The sequence below is a fragment of the Acidithiobacillus sp. 'AMD consortium' genome, from assembly GCF_008926505.1.
Lineage (GTDB): Bacteria > Pseudomonadota > Gammaproteobacteria > Acidithiobacillales > Acidithiobacillaceae > Acidithiobacillus > Acidithiobacillus ferridurans.
The window spans coordinates 1,918,767-1,935,129 of the sequence record NZ_CP044411.1 but is presented as its reverse complement, the minus strand read 5'-3'; the positions used below and the strand labels follow the sequence as shown (position 1 = coordinate 1,935,129).

General features: G+C 58.6%; 16 protein-coding genes and 1 tRNA gene. 11 read left to right on the top strand and 6 right to left on the bottom strand.

The features are described 5' to 3' along the window. Nucleotides 1-166: 166 nt before the first annotated feature. The gene (locus F6A13_RS09935) at nt 167-1,117 is read left to right on the top strand and encodes a D-alanyl-D-alanine carboxypeptidase family protein (RefSeq protein WP_113526558.1); all 951 of its coding nucleotides are present in this window, start codon (nt 167-169) and stop codon (nt 1,115-1,117) included. Nucleotides 1,118-1,126: 9 nt separating this feature from the next. On the opposite strand, the gene F6A13_RS09930 is transcribed toward F6A13_RS09935, so the two are convergent. The 3 genes from F6A13_RS09930 to F6A13_RS09925 all read right to left on the bottom strand — a co-directional run bounded on the left by F6A13_RS09930 (nt 1,127) and on the right by F6A13_RS09925 (nt 3,956). After that, nucleotides 1,127-2,662 (bottom strand): DHA2 family efflux MFS transporter permease subunit, encoded by a 1,536-nt coding sequence (locus tag F6A13_RS09930; protein ID WP_113526559.1) that lies wholly within the window; start codon nt 2,660-2,662, stop codon nt 1,127-1,129. Between the two features lie 225 nt (nt 2,663-2,887). Continuing rightward, entirely contained in the window at nt 2,888-3,046 is a 159-nt protein-coding gene (locus tag F6A13_RS15410) for a hypothetical protein (RefSeq protein WP_012537140.1), read from the bottom strand. Between the two features lie 115 nt (nt 3,047-3,161). Then, the gene (locus tag F6A13_RS09925) at nt 3,162-3,956 is read right to left on the bottom strand and encodes a pseudouridine synthase (RefSeq protein ID WP_113526560.1); all 795 of its coding nucleotides are present in this window, start codon (nt 3,954-3,956) and stop codon (nt 3,162-3,164) included. Between the two features lie 23 nt (nt 3,957-3,979). Between F6A13_RS09925 and F6A13_RS09920 the strand changes: the two genes are divergently transcribed. Then, nucleotides 3,980-4,291 (top strand): encapsulin-associated ferritin-like protein, encoded by a 312-nt coding sequence (locus F6A13_RS09920; RefSeq protein ID WP_113526561.1) that lies wholly within the window; start codon nt 3,980-3,982, stop codon nt 4,289-4,291. Nucleotides 4,292-4,305: 14 nt separating this feature from the next. Here F6A13_RS09920 and hemW read toward each other — a convergent pair whose 3' ends face one another. Further along, nucleotides 4,306-5,463, bottom strand: coding sequence for a radical SAM family heme chaperone HemW (gene hemW, locus F6A13_RS09915; protein ID WP_126604277.1), 1,158 nt, complete (start codon nt 5,461-5,463; stop codon nt 4,306-4,308). A 24-nt stretch (nt 5,464-5,487) separates the two neighbouring features. Between hemW and F6A13_RS09910 the strand changes: the two genes are divergently transcribed. Continuing rightward, nucleotides 5,488-6,045: an LON peptidase substrate-binding domain-containing protein gene (locus tag F6A13_RS09910; RefSeq protein ID WP_113526563.1), complete on the top strand. Its 558-nt coding sequence runs from the start codon at nt 5,488-5,490 to the stop codon at nt 6,043-6,045. 26 nt (nt 6,046-6,071) lie between these two features. Here F6A13_RS09910 and F6A13_RS09905 read toward each other — a convergent pair whose 3' ends face one another. Then, a complete protein-coding gene (locus F6A13_RS09905; protein ID WP_113526564.1) occupies nt 6,072-6,566 on the bottom strand; it encodes a Crp/Fnr family transcriptional regulator in 495 nt (164 codons plus the stop codon). Nucleotides 6,567-6,705: 139 nt separating this feature from the next. Here F6A13_RS09905 and rph point away from each other — a divergent pair, with 139 nt between their 5' ends. Then, on the top strand, nt 6,706-7,434 hold the full coding sequence (rph, locus tag F6A13_RS09900; protein ID WP_113526565.1) for a ribonuclease PH: 729 nt from the start codon (nt 6,706-6,708) through the stop codon (nt 7,432-7,434). Beyond that, nucleotides 7,431-8,054, top strand: coding sequence for an RdgB/HAM1 family non-canonical purine NTP pyrophosphatase (rdgB, locus tag F6A13_RS09895; protein ID WP_113526566.1), 624 nt, complete (start codon nt 7,431-7,433; stop codon nt 8,052-8,054). The genes rph and rdgB overlap by 4 nt, the downstream gene beginning before the upstream one ends. Here the strand turns inward: rdgB and F6A13_RS09890 are convergent. Beyond that, nucleotides 8,021-8,878 carry an RNA polymerase sigma factor RpoD/SigA gene (locus tag F6A13_RS09890; protein ID WP_113526567.1) on the bottom strand — a complete coding sequence of 286 codons (858 nt, stop codon included), beginning with the start codon at nt 8,876-8,878 and terminating at the stop codon, nt 8,021-8,023. The genes rdgB and F6A13_RS09890 overlap by 34 nt on opposite strands. A 287-nt stretch (nt 8,879-9,165) precedes the next feature. Between F6A13_RS09890 and rpsU the strand changes: the two genes are divergently transcribed. From rpsU to F6A13_RS09860, 6 genes are all read left to right on the top strand, one after another. Next, entirely contained in the window at nt 9,166-9,381 is a 216-nt protein-coding gene (gene rpsU, locus F6A13_RS09885; RefSeq protein ID WP_009564692.1) for a 30S ribosomal protein S21, read from the top strand. After that, the gene (locus F6A13_RS09880) at nt 9,381-9,827 is read left to right on the top strand and encodes a GatB/YqeY domain-containing protein (protein ID WP_113526568.1); all 447 of its coding nucleotides are present in this window, start codon (nt 9,381-9,383) and stop codon (nt 9,825-9,827) included. The genes rpsU and F6A13_RS09880 overlap by 1 nt, the downstream gene beginning before the upstream one ends. Before the next feature lie 11 nt (nt 9,828-9,838). Beyond that, nucleotides 9,839-12,163, top strand: a complete 2,325-nt coding sequence (locus F6A13_RS09875) for an endonuclease MutS2 (RefSeq protein ID WP_113526569.1) — start codon at nt 9,839-9,841, stop codon at nt 12,161-12,163. A gap of 3 nt (nt 12,164-12,166) precedes the next feature. Then, the gene (gene dnaG, locus F6A13_RS09870) at nt 12,167-13,909 is read left to right on the top strand and encodes a DNA primase (RefSeq protein ID WP_113526570.1); all 1,743 of its coding nucleotides are present in this window, start codon (nt 12,167-12,169) and stop codon (nt 13,907-13,909) included. Between the two features lie 110 nt (nt 13,910-14,019). Next, nucleotides 14,020-15,915 (top strand): RNA polymerase sigma factor RpoD, encoded by a 1,896-nt coding sequence (rpoD, locus tag F6A13_RS09865; protein WP_113526571.1) that lies wholly within the window; start codon nt 14,020-14,022, stop codon nt 15,913-15,915. 56 nt (nt 15,916-15,971) lie between these two features. Then, a tRNA-Ile gene (locus tag F6A13_RS09860) sits at nt 15,972-16,048 on the top strand. The last annotated feature ends 315 nt before the right edge of the window (nt 16,049-16,363 follow it).

The window sequence follows — 16,363 nt, the reverse complement described above, 5'->3', positions numbered from 1 at the left end:
CCGACCAGTCTATATGGTTTGTGGATGACCTTCCATATAGGGCTGGTAGGATGGATTCATCCGAGTCGAGCGTTGGTCTATAGGCAACCGTGAAAAAATAGCCTAATATCAAAGCATCCTGAGAAATTACTTGAACCTGATTTAGCCGATGCGGCGAGGTGTTCCCATGCTGGCTTCCATTCCTGTACCCGACACAGATTTTGGACCCTCGACGGTAAAATATTTCCCTTCCATAGGGTGGTGGCTCTTTCCCTTGCTTTCGTTAGTGGCGATTTTTCTATTTTGCACACCGCGCGCTGAGGCCCAGAGCGGCCTCCCACCCATAGATGCGCGTGCCTATATCTTGATGAATGCCGATACCGGCGCGATCATCGCCACCAAAAATGCCTATCGGCCCTACGCTATCGCCAGCATTACCAAGCTGATGACGTTGTATCTGCTCTTCAAGGATATCGACAGCGGTCATCTGCAGTTGAACCAGCGTTTTGTGCCCTGCCGGGCGGCGCTGCAGACGGGGGGGTCCAGCATGTTTATGCATCCTGGCCTGCCTTTTACCATTGCACAAATGATCCTAGGGATGACGGTTCCGTCTGGCAACGACGCCGCCGTGGAGGCGGCGCATCTGGTAGCTGGCAGCGTACCTGCCTTTGTTGCCGAGATGAACCGAACAGCGCGCAAGATCGGGATGCTTTCCACCACTTTCTATGACCCCGATGGGTTGCCGCACCCTAACAACATGGCCAGTCCTTACGATGTGGCCGTCCTCACCCGCACGCTCATGACCCAGTTCCCACAGTTCATGCCCTTTTTCCGGCATGAAAACTTCACCTACGCGGGTATCACCAGCCCCAATCCCAATTTGTTGGTGGGACGTGTACCGTTTATCACCGGAATGAAAAGTGGCTATACCGACGCTGCAGGGCATTGCCTTGTCGCTACGGGCACGCAGGACGGTATCCGCCTGATCGCGGTGATTCTCGGCGTACCATCTTTCCGTGACGAAGGACGCGGGTTCTGGCGGGCTTCCTGGCAGAGCCTCAAGTTACTGGACTGGGGTTTCGCCCGCACCCTGTGGCTGCCTTCGGTACCGCATCTGGAGCGAACCTCCGCCCGGTGAACCCGGCCTTCATTCGCCGAAGTGCGTTACCTGTGTCACGCCTGCTGCGCTGCCAGGTGGCCTCTTCAGGAACATGATCAGCGGAATCAAAACCAGAAATCCATAAAAAACCAGCATGAAGGCGTCCAGCGTTCCGCGCATGTTCGCCTGGTCATAAACGACGACGTTACCCAGCACTTGCCAGGTCGTCGGCCCCGGAGTCAGGCCTGCTGCCGTAAGATACCGGTGAAAAGCGGGATTGAACGGATTGATGAGCCCTCCCATCTGATTCCAGCCCACCTGTGTTTCCTGAGTCATCACCGTCGAAACGATGGCGATACCGATGCTTCCGCCCAAGGTCCGCATCAGGTTGAAAATGCCTGAGCCCTCCGCCTGTTCGGCTTTCTTGAGGGTCGTAAAAGCCAGGGTGAAGAGCGGGATTGTCACCAGGCCAAAACCGATACCGCGAATGAAACTGGGCCAGATTACCCAGGCCATGCTAATGTCCAGATTGTAGAGGGTGGTGAGATAAGTGCCGAATGCTCCGAAAACGATGCCCACCAACACGATATTGCGTGGATTGACGCCGCGTCCCAGCATGCGCCCCGCGAACATCATGGCGATCATGGCACCGATACCCTGCGGTGCCATCACCAGTCCCGCGGTAAATGCCTCATAGCGCATCAGACCCTCCAGCATGATGGGCAGAATCACCATGGTTCCGAAGAGGGCGAGACCAAATATACCGATCCCCATGCTGCCGATGGACAGATTCCGGTCTTTGAGCAGACGCAAATCCACTACGGGATAGGATGTGCTCAGAGAGCGCCAGACGAAAAAAAGCATACCCAAAATGGCGCAGATGGTCAGGATGATGATGGTCCGCGAGCTGAACCAGTTATCCTGATCACCGAGGCTCAGCATGCCTTGCAGGCAGCCCAGCCCTACGGCCATCAGCGTGAAGCCTGTCCAGTCCACTGGACGGGGAGTGGTGATCTTGCCACCGTCGGGAATGGTCCTCATGAGCAGGAACGCGAGGATACCAAAGGGAATATTCACATAGAACACCCAGCGCCAACTGAGCGTGTCCGTCAGATAGCCACCTAGGGTAGGACCCAGGATCGGACCCAGCATGATGCCCATGCCGAGAATGGCCATAGCCTGGCCACGCTTGTCAGACGGGTAGGCGCCGAGCATGATGGTTTGCCCTACGGGGGCCAGAGAAGCACCAAAAATGCCTTGCAGGAAACGCCAGAGCACGATTTCCACCAGACCATGGGACTGCCCGCAGAGCATGGAAGAAATCACAAAGCCGACCACACTCCAAAGCATGATGGTACGTTGACCATAGCGTTCCACCAGCAATCCGGTAAGGGGCAGGATGATGACATTGGCGACCATGTAACTGGTGAGCACCCAGGTGATCTGATCGCTGTTGGCATGCAGGGAGCCGCGCATGTAGGTCAGCGCTACGTTGACAATGGTCAGGTCTAGCACCTGCATGACTACCGCCAGCATGACCGCGACCGTAATGGTAAGACGTGAAGCCGGGCTCTCTTGCGCCACGGATGGGCTCCTCTCTGGGGCGGATGGTCCCGCAAGTACCGATCCGCTTTGCGCACACCGACGCCGGTCCGACGAATGCGCCCGCCCGGATACCGACCGTTCGGTCACTATAAGGTGGGTGCCACGGTCTGGCAAGACCTGCGGCTTCATGGTGTGAGACACCACCTGGTCGTCATAAGAAAGCCGGCCCGCAGGCCGGCTGGTCAGAGGTCAGACAGTAGGCGCTCAGGCAGAACGCAAGACGGCTAGATCCCGCAGGTCCCGGCCGTCTGAAAATGCTTGTTGAAGTTGCTCATCCGAGACATCAGCAAAACAGTATCCTGCTTCTTCCAGCTGATAAATTAGGGAGATGAGCTCGAATTCCTGTTCCATTTCCTGTTCCATGGCATCATCCTCATCAGTAAATAAGACAGTTCTAACATACACTGATTCTATTGATCTGTAAATACCATAGATATCTAATATAGGGAGGCTTATGCGCCATAAGGCTCCGCCAGGTTCATTCCGGCGGTAGGCAGTGGGTATCACGGGGCGTGGGCGTCTGACGTAGCAACTCTTCCTCATCACTACGCAACCAGCGCCATTCGCCGGCCCGCAGTTCGCCGAGAGGCAGATTTCCCACCGCTACACGAATCAGTCGTAACACTTCCCTATCACAGGCGGCAAGGAGGCGCCGAATCTGGCGATTGCGTCCTTCCTGCAAGACAAACTCCAGCCATTGGGTTTTGCCACCGCAGCGTAACTCCCTGATCTGCATCGGCAGGCACGGTTCGCCGTCGAGCACGGAGTCCGCCGCGAGTTGGGCTACGGCGTCAGTAGAGAGAGGCGGGCGAATCTGCACATGATAGGTCTTGGCCACATGCTGATCCGGATCCAGCAGTCGTTGTGCCCAGTGTGGATCGTTGCTGAAAAGCAGCAAGCCGGAGCTGGCCTGATCCAGGCGTCCGACGGGGGCCAGCCATGGACTCCCGGGCAGCAGGTCGTATACGGTGGCACGTCCTTTTTCATCCCGGCGAGTAGTAAGAACGCCACGCGGCTTGTGTAGCAGCAAAACCTGGCGGGTGCTGGCGGTGATGTCGAGACCATCGATCCGGATACCGGGGTTGGACAGAGGGAAGCGTGCCTCGGGATCGAGGATCCGGCGACCGTCTACCTCTACCCGCCCGGCACGAATCCATTCCACCGCAACGGTCCGGGAACACAGCCCCGCTTTGGACAGGATGCGGGCAAGCCCAAAGCGGGGGGTACTTTGGTCTTGCCCAAACTTTGGACTATGATCTGAAGGATGTTTCACCAGACTGCCCCAAGGAGCCGATCATGGCACATGAAGCGTTGCATGAATCCCCCGAGTCTCTGTCTCCTGAAACCATAGATATCCACCGAGCCATTTCTTCGCTCATGGAGGAGTTTGAGGCGGTTGACTGGTACCAGCAGCGCGCGGATGCCTGCACCGATCCTATTCTCAGGCAGGTGCTGGAACACAACCGAGATGAAGAAATTGAACATGCTGCTATGGTCCTCGAGTGGCTGCGCCGCAAAATGCCGCGTCTGGATAAGGAATTGCATGCCTATTTGTTCAGCGAAGGCTCGATCGCCGGCCACGAAGCCAGGACGGTGGGACGGGGCTGAGTAAGGCGCCGTTATCACGGTACGAAACGCACGCAGAGGTCATTATAGAAGTTGAGCCCGAGCGCGGTAGGTCGCAGGATGTCATCTTCCATGACCACCAGCCCGTCGCGTTCGGCCCGGCGGAGTAGCGGTTGAATAAGCGGTAGAGACAGGCCGGTCCGTTCCGGGAAGAGCGCCACCGGGAAGCCGTCGGTCAGGCGCAACGCGTTGAGCATGAACTCGAAGGGCCTGTCGGCGGGTAAAATCGGCTCCCGGTCGCCGAGGATGTCGAGAACACTGAGCGCATCGTCCATATAACTTTCAGGGCGGCTGGGTTTGCAGCTGCGCCAGATGCCTTCGGGAAGGGTGATTTTGCCGTGCGCTCCGGCGCCGATGCCGATATAGTCACCATAAAGCCAGTAGTTGCGGTTGTGCTGGCAGCGATGACCGGGCCGGGCATGCGCGGATATTTCGTAGCGCTCCATGCCGGACTCCCGGAGTTGCCGGCGCAGGATATCTTCCATGTCGGCGGCCTGGTCGCTGTCCGGCAGATCGGCGGGTGGATGAGTCGAAAATGGGGTTCCGGCCTCCAGCGTGAGTTGATAGAGGGACAGATGAGGGGGTGCATAGTCCAACGCCGCGCGCAGATCGGCCTGCGCCGCGGCGAGATCCTGCCCCGGCAGGGCAAAGATGAGATCGAGATTATAGCTCTCGAATTCAGCCGCGATGGCGAGTTCCACGGCCCGGTGGGCTGCGGCGGCATCGTGGATACGTCCGAGGCGTTGCAGAGAATCGTCATGGAAAGACTGGACGCCTAAGGAGAGCCGGGTGATGCCCACCTCCCGGAAGGCGCGGAAAGAGGCTGCCTCTATCGCTCCCGGGTTGGCCTCCAGGGTGATTTCCATATGGGAGTGCGGCCGCAGGCGGGCGCGGATCGCGGAGATCAGGCGGTCGATGATTTCTGGTGGAAAGAGGCTGGGGGTGCCGCCACCGATAAAAACAGTCCGCACATGGCGTCCCCAGATGCGCGGCAGTTCGCGGTCCAGATCGGCGATCAATGCAGCCAGATAGCGTTCTGCCGGGATGCGGTCGGCCGCGTGGGAATTGAAATCGCAATAGGGGCACTTGGCCTTGCACCAAGGCAGATGTACGTAGAGCGAATACGACGACGGTGGTTTCAGGGTGGGGTTCATGGGTACTCGCGAGAGGTGTGACAGGTGACGGATACGGACTGGACGCCCCTATTTTTACTCCGAACGGTACTTTTCCCCAAGGCTTTATTAGGGCTGCGTATTTTTGAGCCACGTTATCTGGACATGATCAGCGCCTCACTGCGGCAGGGTCGGGATTTTGGCATTTGCCTTAGCCACCCCCGGGGCGATGGCCACGCCGAGCCGGAATTGGTGGGTACCCTGGCACGTATTGTGGATTGGGGGGGAGAGGCCGGCATTCTCCAGATTCAGGTGCGCGGCCAGAAACGTTTCACCATTCAGGACTGGCGTTATGAGGGACAACTGGCGATGGCTTCTATCCACCCCTGGGCCGAAGAGCCCATTGTGCCAATGGATCGGGAAAGTCAGCCGTTGCACGCCATTCTGGAAGATTTGATCGGCAAGGTGCCTGCCGCCGGGATAGACGCCAGTAGCGCCGGAATGATCCTGGCACAGGCACTGCCCGCCTCCCCCGAAGAAAAGCAGCAGTTGCTGGTTCTTCAGGATCCTCTGGAGCGTTTGCGCCGGATTGCGGAGTTGCTCAGCCAGCGCGACGGCGCGTAGGGAAAAGCGCTGGGCGGCGACAAAATCTAGCGCTTGCCCTTGCCATAAATATAGGTAGAGAAGTCCGTGTAGCCCTGAGAAAGATTGCGGAACAAATGGTCCAGGCTGATGATGGCCTGCTCCAGAATATTGACGGTGATGTACGGCTTTTCCACCTTCAGGCGCTGGTACCGGGCGCGGGTCAGGACCAGCACCTGGGTGTCTTCGCTTTTGGCAATGATTCGGGCGCTACGTGGCTGACGGTCAAAAAAGGACATCTCTCCGGCCATTTCTCCGTCACGCACCCGGACCACTTCTACTTCGTCGCCGTCGGCTGTGTGGTGAACGATGGCCATTTCGCCCTTGACGCAGAAGAACAGCGCCTCTCCCAGAGAGCCCCATTCGGCAATCACCTGATCCAGATGAAATTGGGCGTGGGTGACGTATTCTGCGAGAGTCTGGATTTCGCTGATGGTCAGAGACTGAGCCAGATGATGTTGTTTGAGAAACTGGGCGATTTCTATGTGGTCAATGCCGGACATGGTTTATTCCTCTGAGAAGCGGACTTTTTATCATTATAGGGGGGGAAGAGGGATGAGGGACAGTGCTGCGCAGCGCCGCATTTTGAATCCTCCCGCCTCCTCACGATACAATGCCTCACCACCTACAACGAGTATTCCCATGATACGTCCTAGCGGAAGAAATGCAGACGCCTTGCGTCCGGTACAAGTCACCAGAAATTTTACCAAGCATGCTGAAGGTTCGGTGCTGATAGCCTGCGGCGATACCAAGGTGCTATGCACCGCCAGCGTCGAAGAAAAGGTACCGCCCTTCCTGCGCGGCGCGGGCAAGGGGTGGGTGACGGCGGAATACAGCATGTTGCCGCGTGCCACCCGGGAGCGGGTGGCACGGGAGTCCGCCAAAGGCCGTATCGGTGGGCGCACCCATGAAATCCAACGCCTTATCGGGCGCAGTCTGCGCGCCGCCGTGGATCTGCAAGCTTTAGGCGAACGCACTATCTGGGTGGATTGTGATGTGCTTCAGGCCGATGGCGGAACCCGCACCGCCAGCATTACCGGCGCTTGTCTGGCGGTAGCCGATGCCATCCAGCATCTGCGTGTTGCGGGGCGGCTTCAGAATAATCCCCTGCGGGACTGGGTGGCCGCTGTCTCGGTGGGTGTTTACCAGGGACAGGCAGTGCTGGATCTCGACTATGCCGAAGACAGCAATGCCGATGTGGATATGAATGTGGTGATGACCGGCGCTGGCGCCTTTGTGGAAGTACAGGGAACCGCGGAGGGCGCGGTGTTCAGTGCGGAGCAGATGGCTGAAATGCTGGCTCTGGCGCGCAAGGGGATCGCCGAATTGGTGGCCCGTCAGCATCAGGAGTGTCCGGAAGCCCGTTCATGACGCCCTTGTTGCTGGCCACGAGTAATGCAGGCAAATTACGAGAGTTGCAACCGCTGCTTGCCGCCCGTGGCTTCGCGCTCGTCAGCCAGACGGAACTGGGCATCGCCGGCATTGAAGAAACGGGCACTACCTTTGTGGAAAATGCATTGCTCAAGGCACGTCACGCAGCCTCGCAAAGTGGTATGGCGGCGCTCGCCGAAGATTCCGGGCTTTGTGTGCCCTATCTCCAGGGGGCACCCGGTATTTACTCCGCGCGCTATGCCGGCCCGGACGCCAGCGACGCAGCCAATAACGCCAAGTTGCTGAGCATGCTGGCCGAGGCGCGGGGCGAGGCCCGTGCTGCCTATTACGTGACTTGCATGGTTTTTCTGGAATTTGCCGCCGACCCTTCGCCACTGGTAGCCCAAGGCTTTTGGAGAGGGACTATTGGTGAGCGTCCTGCCGGCGATGGGGGGTTTGGCTACGATCCTTTGTTTTGGCCCACGCAAGGATCTGGCAGCGCGGCGCAGTGGAGCCTGAAGAAAAAAAACGAACACAGCCACAGGGCGGCGGCCTTACGCAGGCTGCTGGGTTTGCTGGCGGAGCGTCAGCAACCCCAGCCGCTCTCGCTCAACGACTGACGCAGGCGGGTCAGGGCCCGCACCTGCAACTGTCTTACCGCCTCGCGACTGACGCCCATGCGCTCGGCGACGGCTTCCAGGGTCATGGGCGCGTCACCATGCATGCCGTAGCGAAAGACCATGACCTCCCGTTGTTTTTCATTGAGTTCGGTCAGGTGTTCCCGTAGTGCCTTGCAGATGGCATCATGGTCATAGTCGCTGTCCGGACTGGCAACGTCACCGGTCACCTGTTCCATGCGGCCCGGTCCGTCGGATGTTTCCTCGTCGAGCGAGAAGACGCGGATGTCGGCGAAATCCAGGGCGCGCATGGTGCTCTCGCGCACCCCTAGGGCTTCACGCCGCTGCTCCCTGCGCACATCGGCGTCGCTGTCTTCCTCCGCTCCGCGCTGCATATAAGCGTGCAGGGACTTGGCAAGGTAATCGGGCAGGCGGATGAAGCGGGAACGGATGAGGGCCCGCTGCATCGCCTCGCGGACCCACCAGGTCGCATAACTGGAGAAACGTGTGCCGAGGCCTTCCTGAAAGCGGTCGGAGGCACGCAGCAGACCCATGTAACCCTCTTGAAGGAGGTCTTCCTGACTGAGCCCTTTATTGCGATAACCCCTGGCGACCGCCCGCACCAAGGGCATGTGCGCGGAGATCAGTGTGGCGCGGGCGCACTCGTCGCCCAGCCGCAAGCGCTGGATGAGTTGCAGTTCCTGCTTCTGGCTGAGAAACGGCCCGTTGTTTTGGTCGTCCATGAAATCATTCAGAGGCGGCGGGTCGGTGACAGGCCCCATCTCCGGAATGTCTGACCCCGCTAACTCTCTGGCTTCGGTGTGCATCACTACCTCCCCGATCCTGATTACAAGGCGTTGTAACATTATCGCCTAATTTTTTATTTTAAAAGCGCTTTAACCATCCGTATATTAGGATTCTTTTTGATCGGGCTGTCAAGGGCTGGCAACGAATGTTTTGCGGTTTTAGCAACAACGGTGCTGGTTTTCCGATGGGAGCCGACTCCGGTGGGGCCATGGCGCAGGCGGCCAGGGGATTTTTGACTCTGGTCGTTGATCTGCCTATAATCGGCCCCTTTCTCGCTACCCTTATCCAAAGAGGTCGGAATCCTTCTATGCCAACTGTTCGTGTCAAAGAAAATGAGCCTTTCGAAGTCGCATTGCGGCGTTTCAAACGTTCCTGCGAAAAGGCAGGTGTCCTTACCGAGGTAAGACGTCGCGAATTCTACGAAAAGCCCACGGAAGAGCGCAAGCGTAAGGCCGCTGCTGCCCGCAAGCGGGCGTTGAAGCGTATGCGTCGTCAGTCCATGCGTCTGGTTCGGCTTTACTGATGACATTACGTGAGCGCATCCAGGAGGATATGAAGTCCGCCATGCGCGCCCGGGAAGCCGAGCGTCTTGGGACTATTCGTATGCTCCTCGCGGCGATCAAACAGCGGGAAATTGACGAGCGCCGCGAGCTTGATGATGCTGAAGCGTTGCGCATCGTGGATAAGCTGATCAAGCAGCGCAAAGATTCTGCCAGTCAGTTTCTTGCCGGTGGGCGTCCGGACCTTGCCGAAAAGGAAGAATCAGAAATTCTTTTTCTCGCAGTCTATCTGCCGGAGGCGCTGTCACCCGGCGAGATTGACGGGTTGATCAACGAGGCGATGACAGCGGTGGCGGCCAGCGGACCTAGAGATATGGGTAAGGTACTTACCTTTCTGCGCCCGCAGATGCAGGGACGTGCGGATATGGCCGTGGTGGCGGATAAAGTGAAGGCCCGCCTCGGCAGTTGATGGACGGGGGCATGGCTGTGGCCGGGGTTGTTCCTTGGCAGGACAGCTTCTGGCGGGCTCTGGATGCCAGTGATGTGCAGAGCGCGTGGTCACAGCATTGTGGCCACATCTATGGCCGCAGACATGTTGCGGCGACTACTCCCTGGGTGCCGCTTGCGGAGATCCATGATCGTTTGAATTGGTTGGCCTGGTTGTCGCAGCGGTTTTCCGCCGGTTTTCTTCTCCCCGTTTCTGATCTTCCCGATGTCGACACTCTGCTGGTTCTGGCAGAGCGCCCTGGTGCTGTGCTCAGCGGGCGAGATTTGCGCGCGGTGCTCGATGTGCTGACGGCACAGAAAGGCTACGCCGCGGCTTTGCGCGAGACTCGGGATGCCCTGACCGGGCTGGCAGGTGAGCTTGATCCCCCGGTAGCCTTGTTGCGCCGTCTCAGCGTGGCGTTGGACGAGGAGGGTGAGCTCCTGGATACCGCGAGTACGGATCTCGCCCTTCTGCGCCAGCGCCTGCGGGTCAGCCGTAGCGAATTGCAGCGTTTTCTGCAGGGCTTTCTGCGTAATCGGGACTGGCAGGAATACTGGCAGGATCAGGTCATCGTGCAGCGTAATGAGCGTTATGTGCTACCGCTCAAAGCGAGCCATAAAGGGCGTATCAAGGTGATCGTCCATGACCGGTCGGCAAGTGGTGAGACTCTTTTTGTGGAGCCGCTGGCAGCCGTCGATCTGAATAATCAACTGGTCCAGGACCGGCGTGCCGAAATTCAGGAGCAGGAGCGCATTCTTCGTGCCCTGAGCGCAGCGGTAGGGCTGGAAGCGCCGGGTATTGCCGCCGCCCTGCGGCATATGGGCCGGCTGGATGCGGTACGGGCGGGACTGGAACTGGGGGACGCCTGTGGCGGGATTTTGCCCAAGGTCGATGCGGCTGCGGCATTTGATCTGCAGGCCCTGCGTCATCCGCTGCTTTGTCTGCGCCATCCGGGGCAGGTCGTGGGTAACGCCCTGCGTCTCGGGGCGGACGCGCGGCAACTGGTCATTACTGGCCCCAATACCGGTGGCAAGACGGCTATCCTGAAAGCACTCGGACTCAATCATCTGATGGCCTACATGGGATTGCCGGTAACTGCGGAGGGTACATTGGGTTATTTCCCGAAGTGCTTTGCGGTCATCGGCGACGCCCAGGATATCCACACGGATCTTTCCACCTTTTCGGCGCAGGTGCAGCGTCTTCGGGAAGTGCTGGAGCATGCCGACGCCCACAGTCTCGTGCTTCTCGACGAACTGGGCAATGGTACCGACCCGCGGGAAGGAGGCGCACTGGCCCAGGCGGTCGCAGAGGCCTTGCTGGCGGGCGAATGCTGCACGCTGCTCACGAGCCATTTGGAAGTGATGAAGCGTTATGCCCTGAGCCATGCGGGTGTAGCCCTGGCGGGTATGGGCTTTGATGCAGAGTCGTTGAAACCCACCTACCGTCTGCAGTGGGGCGTGGGTGGCGCGAGCCAGGGCCTGGTCATTGCCCGTCGCGTGGGGATGCCTGCACCATTGATGAACCGCGCCGAGGCACTCTATGCCGATGACCGGGAGGATTGGGAACGTTGGGAAGCGCAACGGGGAACCCTATTGCAGGCCGCCCGGCAGGCTATGGACGAGGCCGTACTGGCGCGTGACGAAGCCACCAGGGTGGCCCGCCGCCTGGAACGCGAACTGGAGGCAGCGAGACAGGAGCGTGACAAAGCCGCAGCCGCCGCCCGCGCCGAATGGGAAGATATACTGGCAACAGCGCGCCAGCAGGTGCGGCAAGCCATTGCGGCGCTCAAGTCCGGGAGGGATACCCAGGCGGCAACGGCCGCTTTGCAACGTCTGGAGGTCCCCTTCCGGGCGGAGGAGCAGCGAGTGGACAGCCTGCCTGCGGTGGGGGCCAGGGGTTTGTTTCTGCCGCTCCGGCAGGTGACCCAAGTGCTGCGTGCGGACCCCGCACAACGCAGGGTGCAGATTCAATTACGGGGCAAGCAGTTGTGGGTGCCCGCCGCACAATTTGCCGTGGACGCCGCGCTGCAGATCCCAAACGAAACCGGCAGCACCCAGTATGCTACCCCCGAGGAGCACCCCTGGCGTCTGGACTTGCGCGGACAGCTTCGGGAAGACGCCCTGGCGGCGCTACGTCGTCATGTGGATGGCGCCGTAGCCGCCGGTCGTCGACAGGTCCAGATTCTGCATGGTAAGGGCAACGGGGTGCTTGCAGAAATGGTGCGCGAGTTTGCCGAGCAAGACCCTCGGGTCAGCCTATGGCGTATGGCGCGGCCAGAGCATGGCGGTGGCGGCGTCAGTGAGTTGGAGTTACGCTGAGCCATGGCCAACTTTTCTCCCGCATTCATTGACGCCCTGCTGGAGCAGAGCGATCTGGTGCGCCTCATCGATAGCCGCGTACCGCTGAAGAAAAAAGGCCGGGATTTCTGGGCCTGCTGCCCCTTTCATCAGGAAAAGAGCCCGTCTTTCTCGGTCAGTGCCGACAAACAGATTTATTACTGCTTTGGCTGCCACGCCCATGGGAATGCCATCGGATTCTTGATGGCTCATGATCGACTGTCTTTTCCGGAGGCGGTGAAGGCGCTCGCCGACGAAGTCGGTGTCGCCCTGCCGGAAGACGGCCCTGCCGGAGAGCAGGAAAGTCTTCGGCCGCTGCGGGCGATTCTCGAAAAAGCCATTGGTGTTTACCGATCTGCTCTCGCAGAGCACCCGTCGGCGCAGGAGTATCTGCGTGGAAGGGGATTGAGCGATGAGATCATTGGGCGCTTCGAGCTGGGGTACGCACCGTCTGCGGCCGGGTTTCTGAGCCAGAAACTGGGCAAGGAACCGTCGTTGCGCCAGCAGTTGCTGGGCGCGGGTCTGGTGAGCGGCCGTGAAGATGGATCGGTCTACGACCGTTTTCGCGGGCGAGTGATTTTTCCGATTCGCGACGGGCGAGGACAGGCGGTGGGACTGGGGGGGCGCAGTCTCGATGGTCATGAACCCAAATACCTCAACTCGCCGGAAAGCGCGCTCTACCACAAGGGGCGGGTGCTCTATGGTCTGCACTATGCCAGGGAGGGGATGCGCCGAGCAGGGCGGGTGTTGCTGGTGGAAGGGTATCTGGATGTCATTACCCTGCATCAGGCTGGCATCGACTACGCTGTCGCGGCGAGCGGAACGGCCTTGGGGGACAGCCAGATGGAAATGCTCTTCCGGGCAGCGCCCGAGTTGCTGCTCTGTTTCGATGGCGATACTGCCGGACGTAATGCGGCCTGGCGGGCCGTGCAGACAGCGCCGGAGCATCTGCGTGCGGGGCGTCTACTACGGTTGCTGTTCCTGCCGGATGGCCAGGACCCGGACTCGCTGGTGCGTGAACAGGGAGGCGCGGCGTTTGAATCGATGCTCCCGACCGCGCGTCCAGCCATCGATTTTTTTCTGGAGGAGTTGCAACGCCGACACAACCTCGCCGCAGAAGATGAGAAGGCACTTTTCCTGCATGCAGCGCGCGATTTTCTGAAGCGGGTGAGCGATCCGGTGTTGCGGGAGGTTTATGAACAACGGGTGCAGATGCTTTGCGGATTGGCGCCCGTCGCCCGGCGCGCGCCGTCGCGCACACCGCGTAAAGCGACATTCTCCGCTCCCGGAGGACGATCGCTTTTTAAAACGGCTTTGCGATTATTGCTGAATTTTCCCGAAGACCCCGCCTGGCAGGCGTTGGACCGCGATTTGCTGCCTTTCCTCTTCGACCGTGATCCCATGGCTGAAATTCTGGCAGAGGCCCTTGATATTTTGGCCAACATGACCCATCTAAGCTCTCACGAACTATTCGCAAAACTGTCGGTACTGAAACATGCGGAGGCATGCTACGCGCTGGTGATGAGCGACTCTGGCGACGAGGAAGAACAGGTGCTAATGCGGCTTGAAATTTCCGGTTGTGTGGCGCGAGTGAACCAGCGCCTTGCTGCGGCGCGCAGTCACTTTATCAGCCGGGCCGCAGATCAGGGTGGTTTGAGCGCACTCTCTGAGCAGGAGAGGGCTGAAGTGGTGCGTTTGTCCCGGCGCGACAGGCACAACGACGTTTGATCGGAATGAAATGAAAAATGGGCTGAGGGTGCAGTTCTGTGATGGGGCACCTTTCCATGCGTATGGTTTTTCCTATATAATGCGCGGCTTTCCGCGAGTGCAGGTTGGTTATGAGAGACGGTGAGAGTGTAGTGGATAATGAATCTCAGCGGTCTGAGCTGAAGCGGCTTATTGCGCGTGGTAAAGAGCAAGGCTACCTGACCTATCGCGAGATCAATGATCATTTGCCGGAAGAGGTTTTCGACCCCGAGCAGATGGAAAATGTCATCTCCATGATCAATGACATGGGTATTGAAGTCTTTGAGGAGGCTCCGGACGACGATACCCTGCTGATGGATGGGGAAGGTGGTACCGTAGTCGCCGCTCAGGAAGCGGAAGAAGCGGCAGAAGAAGCCCTGGCTGTGGTCGAGGCGGATATTGGGCGAACCAGTGATCCGGTGCGTATGTACATGCGTGAGATGGGCAGCGTGGAACTGCTCACGCGTGAAGGCGAAATCGAAATTGCCCGGCGTATCGAAGATGGCCTGATGCAGGTGTTGCGCGCGGTATCGACCTGTCCGACGACCATCTCTCTTCTTCTGGACGCCGCGGATCGGGTGGAGCGCGGCGAGACGCGCCTGGATGAGGTGGTCGACGCCTTTATTGATCTTAGCGCGCTGGACGCAGAAACCGTCAGTGAGGCGGAAGAAAGCGTGCTGGTGGAAGGCGACGATCTGGACGTCGATGAGGATGAGGAAGAATCCGAAGACGATGATATCGAAGTCGTAGACAAGGGACCACAGCTCGAAGATGCATTGGAACGTTTTGCGGTCATCCGTGCTGCGTATACCGCGCTGCAGGCCAGCCATGCCGAGGGTGAGATGCATGGTGAAAGCTATCAGCAGCAGCGCCGGGAACTCGCCGAGCGTTTCCTGGAAATCAAACTCAACGGTCGTCAGATTGACGTCATGACCGACGCCCTGCGCGGGCTCACGGAAGAGGTGCGTCAGTGCGAACGAGAGTTGATGGAACTGTGCATTGAACGTGCGCGCTTCCCGCGTAAAGACTTTGTACGTAGTTATCCTGGTCATGAGGGTGATATCGGCTGGATTGATCAGCAAATCGCGGCTGGTCATGCCTATAGTAACCGTTTAGTGGAGTTTCGTGATGATATCGTGGCGATCATGAAACGCTTGGCGAATATTGAGAAGCGTGCCGGTTTGCCGATTGCCGAGATCAAAGAGGCCAGCCGCCTGATGTCCATTGGTGAGGCCAAGGCGCGGCGTGCCAAGAAGGAAATGGTGGAGGCCAACCTGCGTTTGGTAATCTCTATCGCCAAGAAGTATACCAATCGTGGCCTGCAGTTCCTGGATCTGATTCAGGAAGGAAATATCGGCCTGATGAAGGCGGTGGACAAGTTCGAATACCGACGTGGCTACAAATTCTCGACTTATGCGACTTGGTGGATACGCCAGGCCATTACGCGGAGTATTGCGGATCAGGCGCGGACTATTCGTATTCCGGTACATATGATTGAAACCATAAATAAACTCAATCGAATCAGTCGCCAGATGCTCCAGGAAATGGGACGTGAACCGTCGCCTGAAGAGTTGGCGGAACGGATGGAAATGCCTGAGGATAAAATCCGCAAGGTGCTGAAAATTGCCAAGGAGCCTATCTCCATGGAGACGCCCATCGGTGACGATGAAGATTCGCACTTGGGCGACTTCATCGAAGATCGGAATGTGACGGCGCCAGCGGATTCGGCCGTTAACGCCGCCATTCGCGAAGTGGTCGAGGAGTTGCTTGATAATGGCCTGACAGCGCGGGAAGCCAAGGTATTGCGTATGCGTTTTGGCATCGGGATGAATACCGACCACACGCTGGAGGAGGTCGGCAAGCAGTTTGACGTTACTCGTGAGCGTATCCGCCAGATTGAAGCCAAGGCGCTGCGCAAACTGCGCCATCCCTCTCGATCGGAGCGTTTGCGCAGTTTTGTGGACGGTGAAGTGACGATTCCATCGTGACGGATGTTTTTTAGCGGTATGCGGCGTGGGGTCAGTGCATTCCACGCCGTTCTTCAGGGCCTGTAGCTCAGTTGGTTAGAGCAGGGGACTCATAATCCCTTGGTCCACGGTTCGAGTCCGTGCGGGCCCACCAATTAAAACAATATGTTATACGTTACGCCCGGCACGACAAAATCCTTGGTAGTCGGTTTTGATTAGGATTTGATGGCTCTAAGCGTTAGCTAGGCGCTGGCGCTGGCTCCGATCTGGTAGCCGTCCACCCGTCATGGACAGCCACAGCACCCCATGACGCACACCCGTACACGGGCAATATCGGGATTGGTTCTGGTAACTCCAGCACCCCAGTGCGTGCAGGCTTTTTTGAATCAGTGGGAGCAGGTCATGCTAATACAGAGGCAGTCATGCAAATTGGCAGACATGACCACGGGGAATGGATAGGATTAGACTT